At 64.9% G+C, this 20,320-nt stretch carries 15 protein-coding genes and 2 tRNA genes; 11 read left to right on the forward strand and 6 right to left on the reverse strand.

Annotated elements, in window-relative coordinates:
- Window position 1: 1 nt before the first annotated feature.
- Window positions 2-1,909, reverse strand: coding sequence for an acetolactate synthase large subunit (locus NXY83_RS12360; protein WP_258802517.1), 1,908 nt, complete (start codon window positions 1,907-1,909; stop codon window positions 2-4).
- 375 nt (window positions 1,910-2,284) lie between these two features.
- Window positions 2,285-4,003 carry a dihydroxy-acid dehydratase gene (ilvD, locus tag NXY83_RS12365; protein WP_258802518.1) on the reverse strand — a complete coding sequence of 573 codons (1,719 nt, stop codon included), beginning with the start codon at window positions 4,001-4,003 and terminating at the stop codon, window positions 2,285-2,287.
- 371 nt (window positions 4,004-4,374) lie between these two features.
- On the opposite strand from ilvD, the gene NXY83_RS12370 reads away from it, so the two are divergent.
- Both NXY83_RS12370 and NXY83_RS12375 read left to right on the forward strand, forming a co-directional pair.
- A complete protein-coding gene (locus NXY83_RS12370; protein ID WP_258802519.1) occupies window positions 4,375-5,427 on the forward strand; it encodes a hypothetical protein in 1,053 nt (350 codons plus the stop codon).
- A 252-nt stretch (window positions 5,428-5,679) separates the two neighbouring features.
- Window positions 5,680-5,755, forward strand: a tRNA-Lys gene (locus NXY83_RS12375).
- Between the two features lie 160 nt (window positions 5,756-5,915).
- Here the strand turns inward: NXY83_RS12375 and NXY83_RS12380 are convergent.
- Window positions 5,916-6,374 (reverse strand): MarR family winged helix-turn-helix transcriptional regulator, encoded by a 459-nt coding sequence (locus NXY83_RS12380; RefSeq protein ID WP_258806205.1) that lies wholly within the window; start codon window positions 6,372-6,374, stop codon window positions 5,916-5,918.
- A gap of 96 nt (window positions 6,375-6,470) precedes the next feature.
- Between NXY83_RS12380 and bcp the strand changes: the two genes are divergently transcribed.
- The 8 genes from bcp (at window position 6,471) to NXY83_RS12420 (ending at window position 16,486) form a co-directional block, all read left to right on the forward strand.
- Window positions 6,471-6,944: a thioredoxin-dependent thiol peroxidase gene (gene bcp, locus NXY83_RS12385; protein WP_258802520.1), complete on the forward strand. Its 474-nt coding sequence runs from the start codon at window positions 6,471-6,473 to the stop codon at window positions 6,942-6,944.
- A 97-nt stretch (window positions 6,945-7,041) separates the two neighbouring features.
- A tRNA-Leu gene (locus tag NXY83_RS12390) sits at window positions 7,042-7,123 on the forward strand.
- A 275-nt stretch (window positions 7,124-7,398) separates the two neighbouring features.
- Entirely contained in the window at window positions 7,399-8,067 is a 669-nt protein-coding gene (locus tag NXY83_RS12395) for a fasciclin domain-containing protein (protein WP_258802521.1), read from the forward strand.
- Between the two features lie 171 nt (window positions 8,068-8,238).
- Window positions 8,239-9,909: an ABC transporter substrate-binding protein gene (locus tag NXY83_RS12400; protein ID WP_258802522.1), complete on the forward strand. Its 1,671-nt coding sequence runs from the start codon at window positions 8,239-8,241 to the stop codon at window positions 9,907-9,909.
- Between the two features lie 79 nt (window positions 9,910-9,988).
- Window positions 9,989-11,491 (forward strand): malate:quinone oxidoreductase, encoded by a 1,503-nt coding sequence (locus tag NXY83_RS12405; RefSeq protein WP_258802523.1) that lies wholly within the window; start codon window positions 9,989-9,991, stop codon window positions 11,489-11,491.
- Window positions 11,492-11,560: 69 nt separating this feature from the next.
- On the forward strand, window positions 11,561-14,791 hold the full coding sequence (locus NXY83_RS12410) for an efflux RND transporter permease subunit (protein WP_258802524.1): 3,231 nt from the start codon (window positions 11,561-11,563) through the stop codon (window positions 14,789-14,791).
- A gap of 115 nt (window positions 14,792-14,906) precedes the next feature.
- Window positions 14,907-16,016, forward strand: coding sequence for an LLM class flavin-dependent oxidoreductase (locus tag NXY83_RS12415; protein ID WP_258802525.1), 1,110 nt, complete (start codon window positions 14,907-14,909; stop codon window positions 16,014-16,016).
- A complete protein-coding gene (locus NXY83_RS12420; RefSeq protein WP_258806207.1) occupies window positions 16,016-16,486 on the forward strand; it encodes a MarR family winged helix-turn-helix transcriptional regulator in 471 nt (156 codons plus the stop codon). Before NXY83_RS12415 ends, NXY83_RS12420 begins: the two co-directional genes overlap by 1 nt.
- Window positions 16,487-16,501: 15 nt before the next feature.
- Here NXY83_RS12420 and NXY83_RS12425 read toward each other — a convergent pair whose 3' ends face one another.
- Window positions 16,502-17,308, reverse strand: a complete 807-nt coding sequence (locus tag NXY83_RS12425) for a transglutaminase-like domain-containing protein (protein WP_258802526.1) — start codon at window positions 17,306-17,308, stop codon at window positions 16,502-16,504.
- A 73-nt stretch (window positions 17,309-17,381) separates the two neighbouring features.
- The gene (locus NXY83_RS12430) at window positions 17,382-18,206 is read right to left on the reverse strand and encodes a hypothetical protein (protein WP_258802527.1); all 825 of its coding nucleotides are present in this window, start codon (window positions 18,204-18,206) and stop codon (window positions 17,382-17,384) included.
- 139 nt (window positions 18,207-18,345) lie between these two features.
- On the opposite strand from NXY83_RS12430, the gene NXY83_RS12435 reads away from it, so the two are divergent.
- Window positions 18,346-19,005: a DUF1684 domain-containing protein gene (locus NXY83_RS12435; protein ID WP_258802528.1), complete on the forward strand. Its 660-nt coding sequence runs from the start codon at window positions 18,346-18,348 to the stop codon at window positions 19,003-19,005.
- A 151-nt stretch (window positions 19,006-19,156) separates the two neighbouring features.
- Here the strand turns inward: NXY83_RS12435 and NXY83_RS12440 are convergent, their stop codons facing one another.
- A complete protein-coding gene (locus tag NXY83_RS12440; RefSeq protein ID WP_258802529.1) occupies window positions 19,157-20,314 on the reverse strand; it encodes a cysteine desulfurase family protein in 1,158 nt (385 codons plus the stop codon).
- Window positions 20,315-20,320: the final 6 nt, after the last annotated feature.

A 20,320-nucleotide genomic window follows, 5' to 3' on the forward strand; every position in this document is an offset into this window, starting at 1 on the left:
GTCAGTCCTCTTCTTCCCATTCCGGGGTCATGTTGCGGGCAACCTGGATCTGGTCGTTGCTCACGCCGGCGGGCACCATCGGCCACACCATGGAGTTGGGGCTCACCACGAAATCGATGACCACGGGGCGGTCGTTGATTTCCAGGGCCTTCTGGATGGTGGCGTCGATGTCCTCGTCGCGTTCGCAGCGGAACGAGGCGCATCCGTAGGCCTCGCCCAGCTTGACGAAATCCGGAATGCGGACGGTGTCGTGGCCGGTGTTGAGATCGGTGTTTGAGTAGCGGCCCTCGTAGAAGAGGGTCTGCCACTGGCGCACCATGCCCAGGGAGGAGTTGTTGATGACTGCAACCTTGATGGGAATGTTGTTGATGGCGCAGGTGGCCAGTTCCTGGTTGGTCATCTGGAAGCAGCCGTCGCCGTCGATGGCCCAGACCACGCGGTCCGGCTCGCCCACCTTGGCGCCCATGGCTGCCGGTACGGCGTAGCCCATGGTCCCGGCGCCGCCCGAGTTCAGCCAGGCGTGGGGGCGCTCGTACTTGATGAACTGCGCCGCCCACATCTGGTGCTGGCCAACGCCGGCAACGTAGACGCCTTCCGGCCCGGTGAGCGCACCGATGCGCTCGATGACCTTCTGCGGCGCGGTCAGTCCGTCGTCCGGCTCGGTCCAGCCCAGCGGGTACGTTTCCTTGAGGTTGTTAAGGAAGGCCCACCATGTGGTGAGGTCCGGCGTGCCGGAGGCCTCAAACTGCGTGCGTACTGCCTCTGTCAGTTCCGGAATGATTTCCTTGACCGATCCCACGATGGGAACGTCGGCGGTGCGGTTCTTGGAGATCTCCGCGGGGTCGATGTCAGCGTGAATGACCTTGGCCAGCGGCGCGAACGTCTTGAGCACGCCGGTCACGCGGTCATCGAAGCGTGCTCCCAGGGTGATCAGGAGGTCGGCCTGCTGCAGGGCGGTTACGGCGGAGACGGTGCCATGCATGCCGGGCATCCCGACATGCTGCGGATGGGAATCAGGGAAGACGCCCTTCGCCATCAGGGTTGTCACCACGGGGGCGCCGGTGGCTTCAGCGAGGGCCCGCAGCTCTGCGCTTGCATGCGCCTTAACCACGCCGCCCCCGACGTACAGGACAGGTTTGGTGGACGCGGCGATGAGCTTCGCGGCCTCACGAACCTGCTTGTTGTGGCCGCGGGTGACAGGACGGTAGCCCGGCAGGTCCACCTTCGGCGGCCAGGAGAACGTCATCTGCCCCATCTGTGCATCCTTGGCAACATCCACCAGGACGGGACCGGGACGGCCAGTGGAAGCGAGGTGGAACGCCTCAGCCATGACATGCGGAATGTCGTTGGGGTCTGTCACCAGGAAGGAGTGCTTGGTGATGGGCATGGTGATGCCCACGATGTCGGCTTCCTGGAAGGCATCGGTGCCGATCACGCCGCTGGATACCTGGCCGGTGATGGCCACCAGCGGAACGGAGTCCATGTGGGCGTCCATGATGGCGGTGACGAGGTTGGTGGCACCCGGGCCCGAAGTGGCGATGCAGACACCAACCCGTCCGGTGACCATGGCATAGCCTTGCGCGGCGTGGCCGGCTCCCTGTTCATGACGGACCAGCACGTGATTCATGCTGGAGGCCATCAAGGGGTCGTAGGTGGGCAGGATCGCGCCACCAGGCAAACCGAAAATATCGTCCACGCCGAGTTCTTCGAGCGAACGGACAATAGCTTGCGAGCCGCTCATCACCGTTGGGGGTACAACGTTGTTCGGCCCAAGGACAGGAGAGGCGGCAGCAAGGTCGGCGACGACGGCGGCCTGCTCAGCCGTCCTGTCGGCGCGTTCCGGAGCCTTGGTGGCTCCAGCGGACTTAGTAGCCATCAGCGAGGGGCTGATCGGCGATCCTTTGCTCATCGGACTCTTCCTTGTGGATCATCTGTGGTTCATGGAAACTGCGGGAAATAAAAAAACCCCTCAGCCTGGCGGCTCTTCGAGGGGTTTGCGCGTGACGGTTCGTTACCAGAGGAGGCTAATGTGCCACGCGCTTGGTAAGGACGACGACGGTGCCGGCGGTAACGAAAGTCATGCGTTCAGTTTTCCCTCTGGTGAGATACGTGTCAACGAGCCGCTAGCCGATCTCACCATGTGGACGCCATTGTCCACTTTTTGATCCTTCCAGCGGAAGGGATCAAACCTTCAGCTAATCACCCGGGCCGGAAGGGCTTAATAAGGGTGACGCCGAGGGTCCCCTTGCGTGGGGCGCTCAGCGCCCCACGCAAGGGGAAGGTATCACCCGCAGTATGCGCCCGTGGAGGCGCTGTGCACCAGCTTGGCGTACTTGGCCAGGACGCCCTTGGTGTACCTGGCCGGCAGCGGCTCCCACCCCACCTTGCGGGCCTCGAGCTCCGCCTCGTCCACCAGCAGGTCGAAGCTGCGGGCTGCGATGTCCACGCGGATCCGGTCGCCGTCCTTGACGAACGCGATGGGGCCGCCGTCGACTGCTTCCGGGGCCACGTGGCCGATGCACAGGCCGGTGGTGCCGCCGGAGAAGCGTCCGTCGGTGAGGAGCAGGACGTCCTTGCCCAGGCCGGCGCCCTTGATGGCGCCTGTGATGGCGAGCATTTCGCGCATGCCGGGACCGCCCTTGGGGCCTTCATAGCGGATAACAACAACGTCGCCTGCATGGATCTGGCCGTTGTCCAGCGCATCCAGGGCACCCTGTTCGCGTTCAAAGACGCGGGCGGTACCTTCGAACACGTCGGCGTCGAAGCCGGCGCTCTTGACGACGGCACCTTCGGGAGCCATGGAGCCGTGGAGGATGGTGATGCCGCCGGTCTTGTGGATGGGGTTGTCCAGCGCGCGCAGGATCTTGCCGTCCACGTCCGGAGGGTTGATCGCCTCGAGGTTCTCCGCCACGGTCTTGCCGGTCACGGTGAGGCAATCGCCGTGCAGCAGGCCGGCGTCGAGCAGTGCCTTCATGATCACCGGAACACCGCCGATCTTGTCGACGTCGGTCATCACGTAGCGGCCGAAGGGCTTCAGGTCGCCAAGGTGCGGGATCTTGTCGCCGATGCGGTTGAAGTCGTCCAGGGTCAGCTCAACTTCGGCCTCGCGGGCAATGGCCAGCAGGTGCAGCACGGCGTTGGTGGATCCGCCGAACGCCATGGTGACGGCGATGGCGTTCTCGAAAGCCTTTTTGGTCATGATGTCCCGGGCGGTGATGCCCTGGCGAAGCAGGTTAACCACGGCTTCGCCGGACTTGCGCGCGAACTCATCACGACGGCGGTCTGCCGAGGGCGGGGCGGCCGAACCGGGCAGGGACATGCCCAGCGCCTCACCGATGCAGGCCATGGTGTTGGCCGTGTACATGCCGCCGCAGGCGCCTTCGCCCGGGCAGATGGCCTTTTCGATGCGCGTCAAGTCTTCCAAGCTCATCTTGCCGGCAGCACAGGCACCCACAGCCTCGAAAGCGTCAATAAGGGTGACTTCCTTTTCGGAGCCGTCCTCAAGCTTGACCCAGCCCGGCATGATGGAACCGGCGTACAGGAAGACGCTGGAAAGGTCCAGGCGGGCAGCGGCCATGAGCATGCCGGGCAGGGACTTGTCACAGCCGGCAAGCAGCACCGAACCGTCGATGCGCTCGGCCTGCATCACGGTTTCCACGGAGTCGGCAATGACTTCGCGGGAAACCAGCGAGAAGTGCATGCCCTCATGGCCCATGGAGATGCCGTCGGAGACCGAGATGGTGCCGAACTGCATGGGGAACCCGCCGCCGGCGTGGACGCCTTCCTTGGCACCCTGGGCAAGCCGGTTCAGGGAAAGGTTGCAGGGAGTGATTTCGTTCCATGAACTCGCGACACCAACCTGGGGCTTTGCGAAGTCGTCGTCCCCCATGCCGACCGCCCGGAACATGCCACGTGCCGGTGCAGCGTGGATTCCGTCGGTAACGACCCGGCTCCGGGGTTTAATGTCAGGCTTGTTCTCAGTTGCGATCTGGCTGTCACTCATAAGGGAAAGTCTATGGCTCCGCGCGGGGGCGGAACGACCGCGAGGCTGCTGTTATGGGCAAAATCGGCATAATTTCCATCAGCTAATGGACTGCCGTCTCGCATTTTGAGACGGACGGCGGCACCCCAACCGTCCACCGGGCTGTACGCCGCATTCCCGGCTGCTTGGCGCCGCCCCCCTGCTTCCCCTTCCAGCATCCGCCGCACTCCCGGTTGGATCCCTGACAGGGCCGCAATGCGCCGCGGTGCCGATGGCGGTGCAGCACGGCATGAACGACCCGGGCCACTGCTGCCGGCAATGCTGGACAGCAGTAGGGACCCGACGTAGCGTCGGTGGCAGGACACCTTGCCATCCTGACTGAAGGGTTTGCCATGGATACAGTTTTCTGGATCATTCTGATCGTTGCCATCGTGGGTGTTGTCTGGTGGTTGCTGAACCGCAAAAGCACCGCCAAGTCCCCCGGAAGGCCGGCAGGGACAGATGCTCCCCGATCTGACGGGGCACTTTCCGGCGGCAGTGCTGCGGCTTCCGCTGAAGCAGCCGGCACTACCGGCATTGCCACTGCCGCGGGCTTTGGGCGGCCGGCCGAGCCCGCCGTGCCCACGACAGCAGACGAGCCTGCCGAATCATCGGCTTCGGTGGAGGCCCCCCGTCCGGAACGTACCGGATCAGGCTCCTCCGTGGCGTCTTCCGCTGATGCAGCGGGACCGGACGTGGACACACCGACTGGCTCTTCCGGAGACGATCGGCGGCGCCAGGACCAGACTGAATGGGAAACGCAGTGGTCCGAGGCGGGCGGCGGCTCCTCCGCGCGGCCAAGCGAAGCTCCGGCGGCGCCGCGAGAGCAGGTTGCACAAGCTGCAGGGGTGCAGGCACCGGACACTGCGGCTGACGCAGCCCCCGTCCATCACCCCGAGTACACCGCACCGCAGGCCCCTACGCTTCCCGGCGCCGAGACGGCCGCAGTGGAAGAAGGGGACGACGACGGCACGGCCGCCCCTTCCGCCACGCCGGCCACGCCCGCCACGAGCCAAACCCCCGCCCGGGCACAGGCTGCCGGCGCCGCCGGTGGCCCGGTCCCGTCCGGAGCGGCCGCAGTTGAAACCCAGGACCGGGCACAGTCCTCCGCCCTCGTGGAGGCAGGGGCCGACCATCGCACGGAGGGCGGGGCGGGCACCGGCCGGCACCCGGCGGAGGCTTCAGGCCACCTCGCGGCTGACGAACCGTACGGCGCAGGTTCAGCAGCCGCCGGGGCGGATGGCAGCGGCCCGGCGGATTACGGCGTCAAGGGCGACGCCGGCGGCATGGTCTACTACGAGGAAGGGCATCCGGACTACGGGCAGACCAGGGCCGACGTCTGGTTTGAATCGCCGGCCCATGCGGAAGCCGCCGGCTTCCAGGCACCGCGGCGCAAACGCCTGTAGCAGGAAATCCTGTGGCCCATTTCACACGCGAACACGGGCGGAGCAGGGGCGGGATCCGGGCCCTGGAGGGCGGACTTTGACTGCTTACCACCACGGAAAACCCTGATTCCGCGCTGGTTTTGCCCACGCCGGACTTAGCCCCCGCCCTACCGGCCGCCCGATTTCACATGCACCTAAAGTTCGTGTAGAGTTTCATGTCGTTGCGGAGATCAACGGGGAAAGAAAAGCCCCGGAAGATTGAAACAAAAAGATGCACCTCTAGCTCAATTGGCAGAGCAATTGACTCTTAATCAATGGGTTCCGGGTTCAAGTCCCGGGGGGTGCACCACTGGGAAAACAGCCTCTGGCTTGCGGAAACGCAGGCCGGGGGCTGTTTTGTTATGCCCCTGTTCCACGCTGCATAAAAGCGTGGGCAACCGCGGACAACAAAAAAGCGTGACCCGGCTTCGGGTCACGCTTTTCGCCACCGGCAATGCCGGCCCTGGGTTTCAGCTTTGCGAGTTTTCCACGAACGCGGCAGCATTACCCGGGGTGGTGGCGAACTGGCTTGCGAGCTCACGGACAACAGCCTGCAGCTCCTGGCGGAGCACTTCAGGGTCTATGGACGCAGAAGCGAGGACGGAACGTTCCATCTCCACTGCAGCGGCCACAGCTTCCTTGCCCCGTTCCGTGAGAGACACCACGTGGCTCCTGCGGTCGGACGTGCTGCGGACACGGGCAATGTGCCCGTGCGATTCCAGGCGGCTGAGTGTCTTGCCCATGGTTTGGGCCTGCACGCGTACAAATTGGGCAAGTTGCGCTTGGGTCATGGGGCCCTGCGCGTCCAGAACCTCGATGGCGATCACGCCGGCGTGGGTCAAACCGATGGCACCAAGTTTTTCGTTCCAGGAGTGTTCTACGAGGCGCGCAGCAGTGGACAAGAGGCGCCCCGTGGGCCAGTGATCCATATCAGGCATAGCAGCAAGTATAGCCAAGTAGCGATTAGCACTGGTCCCTCCCCCTTACTAGGCTGTTGTGACCCGCCTGCAACAAGGAGAAAAACATTGGCCAACAGACTCGTTACCGGCGACCCGGCGCCCGCGTTCACCCTGAAGGACTCAACCGGCGGGGACATCAGCCTGTCCCCGGGCAACGGCCGCCACACCATCGTCTACTTCTATCCCGCCGCTTCCACTCCCGGCTGCACCAAGGAGGCCTGTGACTTCCGTGACAGCCTGGCTTCGCTGCAGGCGGCCGGGTACGACGTCCTGGGAATCTCACCGGATCCTGTGGACAAACTGGCAAAGTTCGCCGCCAATGAGGAGCTGAGCTTCCCCCTGCTCTCGGATGAGGACCACGCCGTATCAGAGGCCTACGGCGCCTGGGGTGAAAAGAAGAACTACGGCAAGACCTACGAGGGCCTGATCCGGTCAACCATCGTGGTGGATCCCGAGGGCAAGGTTTCGCTGGCCCAGTACAACGTCCGCGCCACCGGCCACGTAGCCAAGCTGCGCCGCGACTTGAAGCTGGATGCCTGACCGTTCCACCGCTGCCCCGGGTCCTGCCGCGGCGACGCTACAATAAAGACTGGCATCCGCCGTCGTACGTTTTTGCGTTACTGCGGCAGGACGCCCTGCGCGAGTGGTGAAATTGGCAGACACGCAGGATTTAGGTTCCTGTGCCTTCGGGCGTGGGGGTTCAAGTCCCCCCTTGCGCACAAGTAAACACAGAGATCCCCCGGTTCCTGGCCGGGGGATTTCTGTGTTTAAAAGGGATTGTCCATGCCCACGTGGCGAGCGGGTAACGGCCCCGGAAAGCCGCCGGTTTCGTACGCCGCCGAAAAACTCCTTGGAATCCACCCATCCGGACACGTGGACCGGCCGAATACCCATTGAGACACCAGCCAAGGCAGGTGGCCACCAGCCAGACAAGAAATACGCCGTGAACATCAGTCCCCGGCGGGCACAACGCCACAATCCAAGGAGAACTGAAATGCAGACCATCAAGCGCACAACCTTCACCGTCGCAGGCGTTGCAGCCGCAGCTCTGCTGAGCCTGACCGCATGTGGCGGATCCGCCAGCACGTCGGGGACCTCTGCGCCGGCTGAATCCCCTTCCGCCTCCACCATGGCCCCGTCGGCCAGTCCCTCCGCGGCAGCCATGGACCCGGCGGCCAACCTGGTCGGCCCCGGCTGCGCCGCCTACGCAGAGCAGGTCCCTACGGGTGCCGGTTCCGTTGAGGGCATGGCCCTCGACCCGGTGGCCGTTGCGGCCTCCAACAACCCGATCCTGACCACCCTCACCGCCGCGGTTTCGGGAAAGCTGAACCCCAAGGTTGACCTGGTGGACACGCTCAACGGCGGCGAGTTCACCGTCTTCGCCCCGGTGGATGATGCCTTCGCCAAGATCGACGCCGCAACCATCGAAACGCTGAAGACCGATGATGCCCTGCTCAGCAAGATCCTGACCTACCACGTTGTTCCGGGCCAGATCACCCCTGACAAGATCGCCGGCACGCACGCAACCGTCCAGGGTGGCTCGGTGACAGTAACGGGCAGCGGCGACGAACTCAAGGTTGACGACGCCAGCGTCATCTGCGGCGGCGTGCAGACCAAGAACGCCACGGTCTACCTGATCGACTCGGTGCTGATGCCCAAGTAAGCCAGGGAACCCCGAAATTCCGGACAAATACTGAAGCCGGGCCCGCGCAAGCGTGCCGGGCTTCAGTACTGTCCACCGGGAACCGCCTCCCGGGGACGCCGGCGCTAGTCAACTAGACTGGGTCCCGGCCCGCATGCGGCGGAGCCGGCAGAACCCAGAGGTGATCAACGAGTGCCCAGCAGTACATCGCGGCGGGCGGTCCTTAAGACCGGCGCCGTCCTCCTGGCGTTGGGGGCGACCTCGTGCACAGCCGCACCGTCCCCCTCGCCGTCGTCGGATTCGCCCAGCGCCACCATCCCTGCCGAGCCAACAGCCACCTTCAACTTCGGCACCGCAGCCCAGCCACTGGGGCTGGATCCAGCCCTCTCGAATGACGTGGAGTCCCAGCGCATCACCCGCCAGATCCTCGAAGGACTGGTGGGCGTGGACCAGACCACAGGCAAACCCACGCCACTGCTGGCCACGGAATGGACCGAGTCCAACGAGGGCCGCTCCTACACCTTCAAACTCCGCACCGGCGTCATGTTCCATGACGGCACGCCGTTCAACGCCGAGGCCGTCTGCGCCAACTTCAACCGTTGGTTCGCCTTCTCTCCGGACCTGCGCCGGCAAGCACCCGGCATCTCCTTTAAGGGAGTCTTCAAGGCCCACTCGGACGAACCCGGGCTGTCCATCTTCAAGAGCTGTACCGCCCTCGCTGAAGACACCGTGCGCATCGACCTCACCCAACGGTTCACTGCGTTCCTCCAGGCGCTGACCCTGCCCGCCTTCGCCATGGCTTCTCCTGCGGCCTTGGCGTCCGGCACCGCGGACGTCCTCGACCAAAACAGGGGCGGTCCCCCGGTCTCCGCCTTCGCCACAAACCCTGTAGGCACTGGCCCCTTCAGCTTCAAGTCATGGGATGAACAGAGCGTTACCCTGGTCAGCAACAACGCCTATTGGGGTGACCGGGGCCAGATAGCGACCATCAACTTCCTGGCCTACAACCATCCGCAGACCCGTCTCCAGGCCCTGCTCGACGGCAAAATCGACGGCTATGACGCCGTGACGGTGGGCAATTTTGATCAATTGGTCAAACGCGGCAAGCAGATCGTCCAGCGCGACCCGTTCTCGGTGATGTACGTGGGCATTAACCAGGACATCCCGGTGCTGCAGAACCTGAAGGTCCGGCAGGCGATCGAAATGGCGATCGATAAGGAAACCCTGATCCGCAGATTCTTCATCGACAACACCGCCAAGGCCACCCAGTTTGTCCCTCCGAAAATCAGCGGCTTCAACAACGACGCCCCGGAACTGGGCCATGATCCTGTAAAGGCCAAGGAGTACCTCAAGGAAGGCGCATACGCGGGCGAGGAACTGAAGTTCTACTACCCGCTGAACGTCACGCGGCCCTACCTGCCAACTCCTGAGAAGGTCTATGCCGAGATCAGCCGGCAGCTCACAGCCGTCGGGCTCAACATCCGGCCTGTCCCGGTGGATTGGTCGGATGGCTACCTCCAGAAGGTCCAGTCCCCCGGTGACCACGCACTGCACCTCCTCGGCTGGAACGGTTCGTACTCCGACGCCGACAACTTCGTGGGCCCCCTCTTCGGTGAAAAGAACGGCGAGTTCGGCTACCAGGACCCGCAGGTCTTTTCGAAGATCAACCGTGCCCGCGGCCTGCCCGAGGGCCAGGAACGCGACGAGCAGTACCACACCATCAATGCCCAGATTGCGGCCACTGTTCCTGCGGTTCCCATCGCCTTTCCCATCTCGGCGCTGGCCCTGTCCGACCGCGTCGTGAACTATCCCGCATCACCGGTCTTAAATGAAGTTTTCACGAAGGTGCAATTAAAGCCTTGACGGACCCGTCCAATTTCAGTATGTCGGCTGCCCGGGGATATTCTGTGACAGCCAGAGCCGCTGCAATCGGAGACTGATCGTGACCTTCATTTCCAAGACCCCACATGCCGACGTCGTCCTGATTGGCGGCGGCATCATGAGCGCCACGCTGGGGGCATTTCTCAAGCAGCTGGAGCCGAACTGGACCATCTCCCTGTTCGAGCGGCTGGACCAGCCCGGACTGGAGAGCTCCGGCCCGTGGAACAACGCCGGAACCGGCCACGCTGCCCTCTGTGAACTCAACTACTCCCCTGCAGCCAAAGACGGCTCAGTGGACCCCTCCAAAGCACTGCTCATCAACGAACAGTTCCAACTCTCCCGCCAGTTCTGGTCCCACCTGGTGGACCGGAACCTGATCGGTTCTCCCAAGCGCTTCATCAACACCGTGCCGCACATGAGCTTCGTGATCGGCGAGGACCACACCAGGTTCCTGAAGACCCGGCATGAGGCGCTGAAGCCCCACACCCTGTTCCGCAGCATGGAATACTCCGAGGACCGCGGCCAGATCGGCAAGTGGGCACCGCTCATCGTCAAGGGCCGCGACCCGAAACAGCGCATTGCCGCCACCCGCGCCGCCGAGGGCACCGACGTCGACTTCGGGGCACTCACCCGTGAACTGACCACGTACCTGGGGAACAACGGCGTCGAAATCAACTACGGCCATGACGTCACGGGAATTTCCCGGGCTTCCGACGGCGGCTGGAACCTCTCCCTGAAGTACCCGAAGTCCGGAGAACACGGCAAGATCCACGCCAAGTTCGTCTTCGTCGGCGCCGGCGGTGGGGCCCTGCACCTGCTCCAGGCCTCCGGCATCCCCGAGAGCAAGGGTTACGGCGGCTTCCCCGTTTCCGGCCAGTTCTTCCGCTGCACTGACGAAACCATCGCCGCCCAGCACAGCGCCAAAGTCTATGGCCAGGCGTCCGTGGGTGCCCCGCCCATGTCCGTGCCGCACCTTGATACGCGGTATGTCAACGGCAAGCGTTCGCTGTTGTTCGGCCCCTACGCCGGATTCTCCACCAATTTCCTGAAGAACGGCTCCTACCTGGACCTCCCGCTGTCCATCCGCCCGGGCAACATCATCCCGATGCTGGCAGTGGCCAAGGACAACATGGACCTCACCGCTTACCTGATCAAGGAAGTGGCCAAGCGCCACGGGGACAAGGTCGAGGCGCTGCGTGAGTACTACCCGGAGGCAAAGGACGGCGACTGGGAACTGATCACCGCCGGCCAGCGTGTACAGATCATCAAGAAAGACCCACACAAGGGCGGCATCCTCCAGTTTGGAACTGAAGTGATCGCCGGCCGTGACGGCTCCATCGGTGCGCTCCTTGGCGCCTCCCCTGGAGCTTCAACCGCTGTCCCCATCATGATCGAACTGCTGCAGAAGACGTTCCCGAAGAACTTCAAGGGCTGGCAGTCAAAGCTCAAGGACATGATGCCCGGCTACGGGGTGAAGCTGGATGAGAATCCGGACCTCGCCATCGAGCTCGAGCAGGCTACGGCCAAGTCCCTCCAGCTGGAGAGCGTTTCCGCCAGCCGCTGACCCTGCGGGGGCCGGCGGCCGGCACCAGCGGGTCCGCACCAGTTCCTCAACCGCACAGGAGACCGCGCGATGTTCCGGCTGGCAAACCTTTCACTGGCAAACCGGGCGCTGATCGCACTGATCACTGTTTTCGCTTCCGTTTTCGGTGTGATCACCATGTCGTCGCTGAAGCAGGAACTCATTCCCTCGATTGAGTTCCCGCGGATCACGGTGCTGACTGCCATGCCGGGCGCCTCTCCGGAGGTAGTGGACAAGCAGGTCAGCGGGCCGCTTGAGACAGCGCTGAATGGCGTGGAGGGGCTGGAATCCACCTCCTCCACGTCCCGCAACGGCGTCTCCCAGATCACCATGGTGTTCACGTACGGGTCGAACCTTGACCGTGCGCGGAACCAGATTGACCGGGCCATCTCCAACGCCAAGAGGTCCCTGCCGGAGGACGTGCAGCCGCAGGCCATCGCCGGCAGCATCAGCGACTTTCCCATCGTGTTCCTTGCCGTGTCATCGGACAAGACGCTCAGCGAGTTGAACGCGGACCTCCAGCGGCTGAGTGTGCCCCGGCTGCAGAAGATCGACGGCGTCCGGGGCGCCGATGTCACCGGCGGCGCCTCCCAGCACATCGAGATCCTCCCCCGGAGCGACGCCATGGCTGCGGCAGGTGCCAGTGTCACGTCCATCCGTGATGCGCTGGCGAACAACGGCGCGCTGGTGCCGGCCGGAACGCTGGAGGAACAGGGCAGGACGCTCTCCCTGCAGATCGGCAGCCCGGTGGATTCGCTCGACGCCATCAAGGCCCTCCCGCTGTCCGGAGCGAAGAATGCTGCCACCATCGGCTCGGTGGCAGACGTGTCCCTTCAGGATGACGAGCGCACCTCCATCACCCGCACCAACGGCACCGAAACCCTTGCCGTGTCCGTCACCAAGAAACCCGAGGGCGACACGGTGGGCATTTCGCACGCGGTGCGGGACACCCTGGATGAACTGGAGGCCGAACTCGGCTCGAACGCGAAGTTCACCCCTGTGTTTGACCAGGCACCCTTCATCGAAAAGTCCATCAAGGACCTCACCGTCGAAGGGCTTCTGGGACTGGGCTTTGCCGTCGCCGTCATCCTGGTCTTCCTGATGTCCGCCCGCTCCACCCTGGTGACCGCGGTGTCCATCCCGCTGTCCCTCCTGATTACCTTCATCGGACTTTCCGCCACCGGCTACTCGCTCAACATCCTGACCCTGGGCGCACTCACCATTGCCATTGGCCGCGTGGTGGACGACTCGATCGTCGTCATCGAAAACATCAAGCGCCACTTGACCTACGGGGAGGACAAGGTCACCGCCATCCTCACCGCAATCCGGGAAGTCGCCGGGGCCATCACCGCGTCCACCCTGACAACTGTTGCGGTGTTCCTCCCCATCGCCTTCGTGGGTGAGCTGGCCGGTGAACTGTTCCGGCCGTTCGCCCTGACTGTCACCATTGCCCTGCTGGCCTCCCTGCTGGTCTCGCTGACCATCGTTCCTGTCCTCGCCTACTGGTTCCTTCGAAACCCCGGTGCCACCGCCGAACGTCTCCAGGCGGATTCCGCCGCGGCCCGGGCCTTCGCCGCCGAAGCACGTGCCAAGGCACAGGAAGCCGAACAGCGCAGCAGGCTGCAGCGGGGTTACCTGCCCATTCTTAACAAGACACAGAAACACCCCGTCATTACCCTGGTGGCCGCAGTCCTGGTACTCGGCGCCACCGCTGCCATGACTCCACTGCTGGCCACCAACCTCCTGGGCAACTCCGGCCAGAACAGCCTGACGGTCCGCCAGGTGCTCCCGGCCGGAACCAGCCTGGCGGACACGAGCGCCGCGGCCATCCGCCTCGAAGAGGTGCTCCGCGGGATCGACGGCGTCAAGGACGTCCAGGTGACGTCCGGCAACGCGCAGGCCGGCTTCGCCGCCCTCACTTCCACCGGCTCGTCCAATTCGACGTTCACCGTGGTGACGGATGAAAAGGCTGACCAGGAGCAGCTGCAGGACACGGTTCGCTCAGAACTGGCCAGTGTGCCTGGTTCCGGCAAGGTCACCGTGGGTACCCAGCAGGGCGGCTTTGGTACGTCCTCCACCGTGGACATCACCCTCAAGGCCGCCACCACGGCCGACCTCCAGTCAGCCAGCGACACAATGGTCTCCGCCATGACCGGCGTACCAGGCACCAGTGAGGTGGAAACCAACCTCGCCGCCACCCAGCCGGTGGTGCAGGTCAGGGTGGACAGGGCCAAGGCCGTCGCCGCCGGCCTCAACGAAGAACAGGTGGCCGGAGTCCTCGCCGCCACCATCAGCCCCATCCCGGCGGGGGAAGTACGGATTGACGCCGACGACTTCCCCGTCCGGATTGGCCAGGGCACCAGGTTCACCAGCATCGAGGCAGTCCGCAGCATTCCGCTGCCTGCAGGTGGTGTCCCTGTCACCCTGGGCAGCATCGCCTCCGTGGAGCAGGTGGACGTGCCTGTCTCGATTACCGCCAGCAATGGCCAGCGCACCGCCCGGGTGTCCGTCACGCCGTCGGGCTCCAACCTGGGAGCTGTCAGCGCAGAAGTCCAGAGGCGACTGGCCGAAGTGCAGCTCCCGCCAAGGGTCACAGCCGAAATCGGCGGCGCGACAACCCAGCAGGCAGAATCCTTCCGGCAGCTTGGCCTGGCCCTGCTGGCGGCCATCGCCATTGTGTACGTGATCATGGTGGCCACCTTCAAATCCCTCATCCAGCCGCTGATCCTGCTGGTCTCCGTACCGTTCGCTGCCACAGGAGCCGTGGCGCTGCTGCTTGTGACTGGCGTCCCCCTGGGCCTGCCGTCCCTGATTGGCATGCTGATGCTCGTGGGCATTGTTGTGACCAACGCGATTGTGCTCATCGACCTCGTTAACCAGTACCGGCAGCCGCGGGACGGGCGGCCGGGCATGAACGTAGCTGATGCCATCACCCACGGAGCACGGCAGCGCCTGCGGCCCATCCTGATGACCGCCCTGGCAACCGTTTTTGCCCTCACGCCCATGGCCATGGGTCTCACCGGCGGGGGCGGCTTCATCTCGCAGCCGCTGGCGGTGGTGGTCATCGGCGGGCTCATTTCGTCCACCGCCCTGACGTTGGTCCTGGTCCCCGTCCTGTACCGGCTCGTGGAGGGCCGGCGCGAGAAGAAGGCGCTGCTCCGGGAGCTTCAGGAGCGTCCCGAGTTCGCGCCGGCCACCGATATGGATGAGGAATTCCAGGACTGGACCACCGGCATGGTCCCAAAGGTCAGCGGACGCCGGGCTGCTCCCGACGCCGAATAGGAAACTGGGGAATATTTCCGTACTGGGTGCGTTTTAGCCCACGATAGATGCACATGCATCTAGATTGGTTTAGACTGGAACCAAGCCAGCAACTCCAGGAAACGGAAGGCACACCATGCAGATCGGTGTTTTCAGCGTCAGCGACATCACCACGGACCCCACCACAGGCCGGACCCCCACCGAGAATGAACGCATCAAGGCTTCAATTGCCATCGCCAAAAAGGTCGAAGAGATCGGCATGGACGTCTACGCCCTGGGTGAGCACCACAACCGGCCCTTCTTCTCATCCTCCCCCACCACCACCCTCGCCTACATTGCAGCGCAGACCGAACGGATCACGCTGTCGACGGCCACCACGCTGATCACCACAAATGACCCGGTGAAAATCGCCGAGGACTACGCGATGCTCCAGCACCTTGCCGACGGACGGGTGGACCTGGTGCTGGGCCGCGGCAACACCGCGCCGGTCTACCCGTGGTTCGGAAAGAACATCCAGGACGGGGTGGAGCTGGCCATCGAAAATTACAGCCTGCTGCGCCGGCTCTGGGACGAGGACACCGTGAACTGGTCCGGGAAGTTCCGCACCCCGCTGCAGAACTTCACCTCCACGCCGCGCCCGCTCGACGGCGTCGCCCCCTTCGTCTGGCATGGTTCCATCCGCACCCCGCAGATCGCGGAAGTGGCCGCCTACTACGGCGACGGCTTCTTCGCGAACAACATCTTCTGGCCCAAGGAGCACTACCAGCAGCTGATCGGCCTCTACCGCGAACGCTACGAGCACTACGGTCACGGCAAGGCGGACCAGGCGATCGTCGGCCTGGGCGGCCAGTTCTTCATGCGGAAGAACTCGCAGGATGCGGTCAAGGAGTTCCGTCCCTACTTCGACAACGCTCCGGTCTACGGCCACGGTCCGTCGCTGGAAGACTTCACCTCGCAGACGCCGCTGACGGTGGGCAGCCCCCAGGAGGTCATCGAAAAGACCCTCACGTTCCGTGAGTACTTCGGCGACTACCAGCGGCAGCTGTTCCTGATCGACCACGCCGGCCTTCCGCTGAAGACCGTGCTGGAACAGCTGGACCTGTTCGGCGAGGAAGTCCTCCCCGTCCTGCGCAAGGAGTACGCTGCCCGCAAGCCGGCACACGTCCCCGACCCGCCGACGCACGCAGCCCGGGTGGCCACACTGCTGGCCTCGCAGGACGCCGAGAAGACCTCCGCGGAGGCATGATGGCTGCCGGAGGATCGGAATCGCCCGTCCGCCTCGCCGCGGAGACCTGGGAGTCGCTGTTCCGGGCGCAGGTGGCCGTCATGCGCAAGCTGCAGTCGGGCCCGGCCTTCCGGAAGCTCGCGGTGAATGAGTATGACGTCCTGTTCACGCTCTCCCGCTGCCCGTCCGGTTGGCTCCGGCTCAACGAACTCAACGACAATGTCCTCTTGAGCCAGTCAAGCCTGAGCCGGCTGGTGGAGCGGCTGGAGAAGCGCGGACTGGTAGCCAGGATGCCGGCCCCGGACGACGGCCGCGGCGTTTTGCTCAAACTGACCGACGAGGGACGGGAACTCCAAAAGGAGATTGGCCGCGAGCACGTCAGGGACATCTCCGCGCTGGTGGGCCCGGCGCTGACCCCGGCCGAGCAGAAGGAACTCCGGCGGCTGACCGACAAGCTCCGGAGCTCCCTCGGCCCGCGCCCGCCCCGCTAGCGGGGTTCCAGCACGTTAGCCCAGCTGCATCGGCCGGGCAGCATCTTCGCCGGGCAAGTCGCCGTTCACCACGGCGGTGACCCGGAGCTGGTGCAGGACCAGGCTTCCGCCCACGGTGGAGAGGAAGGCGGTATCGGAGGAGTCCCTGCCGGCCGTAATGCGCAGCATCGACTCCCGCGGGGCGAGCCCGGTGGGGTCGATGACATGCCAGGCTCCGTCCACATAGGCCTCGACCACGGCATGGAAGTCCATGGGACTCAGGCCGGGAGCATAAACAGCCGCCAGGCGCGCCGGGATGTCCTTGGAACGGAGCAGGGCGATGGCCAGGTGGGCGAAGTCCCGGCACACGCCGCGCCGGCTAAGGAGGGTCTCCACGGCGCCGTCAGTACCCCTGGATGATCCGCTGAGGTAGCGCAGTTCCCCGTGCACCCAGTTCCTTACCGCCTGCAGCAGGTCGCTGCCGTGGACCTGGTCGAATTCTGCGTAGGCGGTGGGCAGCAACCGGTCCGATTCGGCGTACCTGCTGGGGCGCACGTACCGGATGCGGTCGGCCAGGGCGGCCTCCTCCGGCTCTGCCCTGCCGGCTACGGTGGCGGAGTATTCCACGGTCACCTCGGCGGGCTCGGTGAACTCCATGTAGTGGAGCCGGCCTCCGTGGTGGTCCGGGACTTCGGTCAGCGGGACCTGTTCTCCGCCCGCCACCACGGACAGCGACTCTTCGAACGATGAGTAGCCGCTGTCCCTGGCTACGGCAATGGCCATGGCCACCTTGGTATTGGCTATGGTTCGAAAGGCCAGGCGTGCGGAAACAGAGCGTTCCATGAATCTCCGTGGGTATCGGCGTCGGAAGGAAAGCCGCCGTCAGTCCCGGCTCCTGTGGGGGCCGGCGACGCGACTAGTTCTTGATCTCCAGAGACATTAGCATCCGCTGGACGTTGGCGAATTCCGGGCTCTCATCAACGTACTGTGCGGCCTGGCCAAGGGTGTCAAAGGCCTTGGCGGGAGCCACCTTCTCGTCGGGCGCGAAAGCCTTGAGGGAGACCAGGTCTCCGAAGGACCAGTCACCTTTGCCGGCCAATCCGCGGACGATGTTCCGGAGTTCGCAGGCCTGGTTGTCTGCGCCGCCCACCACGTTGGTAATGCCGTAGGACCCGAAATACCGGTAGCCCTGGATCACCCGGAAGACCACGCGCGGCGGGATGGTTCCCTCTCCGCCCTGGGCGGAGACCTCCACGGGGAGGCTGCTGATCACCGTATAAGCCCGGCGTGAGCCTTCCGGACATTCAGTAGACGACGGCGGCAGTCCCGTGCGCAGGGCGGCCATGAATGTGCCGTCGGGCTTCTTCACTTCAATCTTCAGTGCGCCCGGCAGGGTGCCTTCCTCGGGCGCCACGGACTGGGCAATCCAGTCCTGCGGCAGCTCGAAATTTACGGTCTTGCCGGGGTCCGAGAAAGTCTTCCAGGCCGTTGCGGTGGCAGCAGGCTGCGGCCCGGACGGTTCGGTGGAGGCAGTGGCGGAAGCATCACCGGCAGCCGGTGCAGCCGGGCTCCCGGTACCGGATGTGTCCGGCTGCACTGTTGCACTGGGCTCTGCGGTTGTACCCGGCTGTGCGGTCCAGCCTGGACCGCTGTCCTGCTGGCCGGAGCAGCCCGCCAGGAGGATGGCGGCCGCCAGCAGTGATGCCCCGGACTGGAGTGTCGTCGATGCCTTGCCTCTCATGCAGCCAGCCTAGCGGCGCGGCCGGGCGGGGCCGGTGATCCGGCGGGTGTTTCCTGTCCCGCCCGGCGGGGACGAAACGGCGCACCGCGTGTGACGCCGTCGGACGGCTATACCTGCGCCGGGGACTAGGCTGGTGGCTATGGCGGAACAGTACGGCACGGCCGAAGAAAACCCTGCGGACATCTCCGCCGTCGATATTGCTGACTGGCGGCTGCGGACGTTTGCCCTGTATGACAACGTCCGGAAGCTTTCGCTGGAGGACCCGGCGGAGGCGCATTCCTACTGGCGGCACCAGCGGGACCTGATGTTCGCCACGCACCCGGCCTCCGCGCTCACCAGCGCAGACAAGGCACGCTTTTCGGGATTGAAGACGGCTGACTACGATCCCATTTACCGTTTCCATGTGCCGCTCACCAAGGAGGGTGCCGGCCGGGAAATGTCCGTGGACACGGGCACCGACGGCGTGGTCCATTTTGTCCGGCTGGGGACGTTCGACCTGCCGGAAATGGGACAGCTCGCGGTCTGGAAGCTCCACGGGTACGGCGGCGGGATCTTTGTGCCGTTCCGTGATGCGACCGCCGGCCAGCCGGGCGGAACCTACGGAGCCGGCAGGTATTTGCTCGACACCATCAAGGGCGCCTTCCACGGTGTCCAGGGCACCGGCCCCGGGTCCACCTTCGTCCTGGACTTCAACTTTGCCTACAACCCCTCGTGCGCCTACAACGAGGCCTGGGCCTGTCCGCTGCCGGGCCCGTCCAACAGGCTGGCCGTGGACATTCCGGTAGGCGAGCTTTACTGACCTCATGGCTGGCCTCCCCCGGCGACGAGGTAGCGTGCCGGGTCCATGCCATTGGCGGGCTGGTAAATCCGGTCAGGGAGTCGCCGTGGCCGGGGTGCCGGGCAGGACCCGGCCTGCCGTTGGAACCGGGTGAGGGACGGGCGGGTCCACACTAGCCCGTTCCCAGTGTCCTGACGCTTGCGACAGCCGTTGTGACGGCGCGGGCGGCCGACTCCAGGTCCTCGTTCGTCACCGACGTGTCGAAGCTGAACCGCACTGCTGTCTGCGCAACTTCAGCGGGAATCCCGAGGGCCGTCAGTACGGGTGACGGCGCATCGGAGCCCGCGGCGCAGGCCGAACCGCTTGAGCACACCACCCCCTGGCGCTCCAGTTCCAGGAGCACGGATTCGCCGCTCGTACCGGGGAAGCAGAACGATGCCACGGAAGGAAGCCGGTCCGCGGGGTGGCCCGTGAGGATGGCCCCGGGCACAGTGGACAGCACCGTGCTGATGAACGTGTCCCGGAGGGCCGCTACCCTCGCCTGCTGATCCCGCTGCCGGGCCTGGGCAAGCGCCAGGGCCGTGGCCAGGCCAACGGCGCCGGCCACGTTTTCCGTCCCGGACCGCCGGCCCCGTTCCTGGCCGCCCCCGTGAATGACCGGCTCAAGCCTGACCCGGCTGCGGACATACAGCAGGCCGCAACCCTTGGGCGCACCGAGCTTGTGGCCTGAAATACTCATGGCATCGACGCCAAGTGACTTGGTGTCGAGCGGCAGCCAGCCTGCAGCCTGGACTGCATCCGTGTGGAAGGCGATGCCCCGCTCCCGTGCCACGGCGGCCAACCGGGCGATGGGCTGGATGGTGCCCACCTCGTTGTTGGCATACATCACGCTGACCAGTGCCGTTTCCGGCCGAAGGACTTCGGCGAGCGCCTCCGGCGTGACCTGGGCGGTGCTGTCCACCGGAACCACGTCAACGGTGAAACCGTGGAAGCGCTCCAGGTACCGGGCTGATTCCTCCACCGCAGGATGTTCGACGGCGCTGATCACCACCCTGTTGAGTTTCGGATCCGCAGCCTGCCGCGCCAGGGCAACACCCTTGACGGCCAGGTTGTCCGCTTCCGTACCACCAGAGGTGAACGTCACCTCGCCGGGCCGGCAGCCCAGGACGGCAGCTGCCGAGGCCCGGGCATCCGCGAGCGCCCGCGCGGCCGACTCGCCAAGGCTGTGGTGGCTTGAGGGGTTTCCAAATTCGCCCGTGAGATAGGGCCACATGGCATCCAGCACCTCACGGCGGACGGGGGTGGTGGCGGCGGCATCAAGGAAGATCACGGTGCT

It is taken from the genome of Pseudarthrobacter sp. NS4, from assembly GCF_024758005.1.
Lineage (GTDB): Bacteria > Actinomycetota > Actinomycetes > Actinomycetales > Micrococcaceae > Arthrobacter.

Excerpts from the sequence above, each read along its gene's own strand:
- NXY83_RS12360 (WP_258802517.1), bottom strand. The coding sequence starts at position 1,909 with ATGAGCAAAGGATCGCCGATCAGCCCCTCGCTGATGGCTACTAAGTCC.
- ilvD (WP_258802518.1), bottom strand. The coding sequence starts at position 4,003 with ATGAGTGACAGCCAGATCGCAACTGAGAACAAGCCTGACATTAAACCC.
- NXY83_RS12370 (WP_258802519.1), top strand. The coding sequence starts at position 4,375 with ATGGATACAGTTTTCTGGATCATTCTGATCGTTGCCATCGTGGGTGTT.
- NXY83_RS12380 (WP_258806205.1), bottom strand. The coding sequence starts at position 6,374 with ATGGATCACTGGCCCACGGGGCGCCTCTTGTCCACTGCTGCGCGCCTC.
- NXY83_RS12395 (WP_258802521.1), top strand. The coding sequence starts at position 7,399 with ATGCAGACCATCAAGCGCACAACCTTCACCGTCGCAGGCGTTGCAGCC.
- NXY83_RS12410 (WP_258802524.1), top strand. The coding sequence starts at position 11,561 with ATGTTCCGGCTGGCAAACCTTTCACTGGCAAACCGGGCGCTGATCGCA.
- NXY83_RS12415 (WP_258802525.1), top strand. The coding sequence starts at position 14,907 with ATGCAGATCGGTGTTTTCAGCGTCAGCGACATCACCACGGACCCCACC.
- NXY83_RS12420 (WP_258806207.1), top strand. The coding sequence starts at position 16,016 with ATGGCTGCCGGAGGATCGGAATCGCCCGTCCGCCTCGCCGCGGAGACC.
- NXY83_RS12425 (WP_258802526.1), bottom strand. The coding sequence starts at position 17,308 with ATGGAACGCTCTGTTTCCGCACGCCTGGCCTTTCGAACCATAGCCAAT.
- NXY83_RS12430 (WP_258802527.1), bottom strand. The coding sequence starts at position 18,206 with ATGAGAGGCAAGGCATCGACGACACTCCAGTCCGGGGCATCACTGCTG.
- NXY83_RS12435 (WP_258802528.1), top strand. The coding sequence starts at position 18,346 with ATGGCGGAACAGTACGGCACGGCCGAAGAAAACCCTGCGGACATCTCC.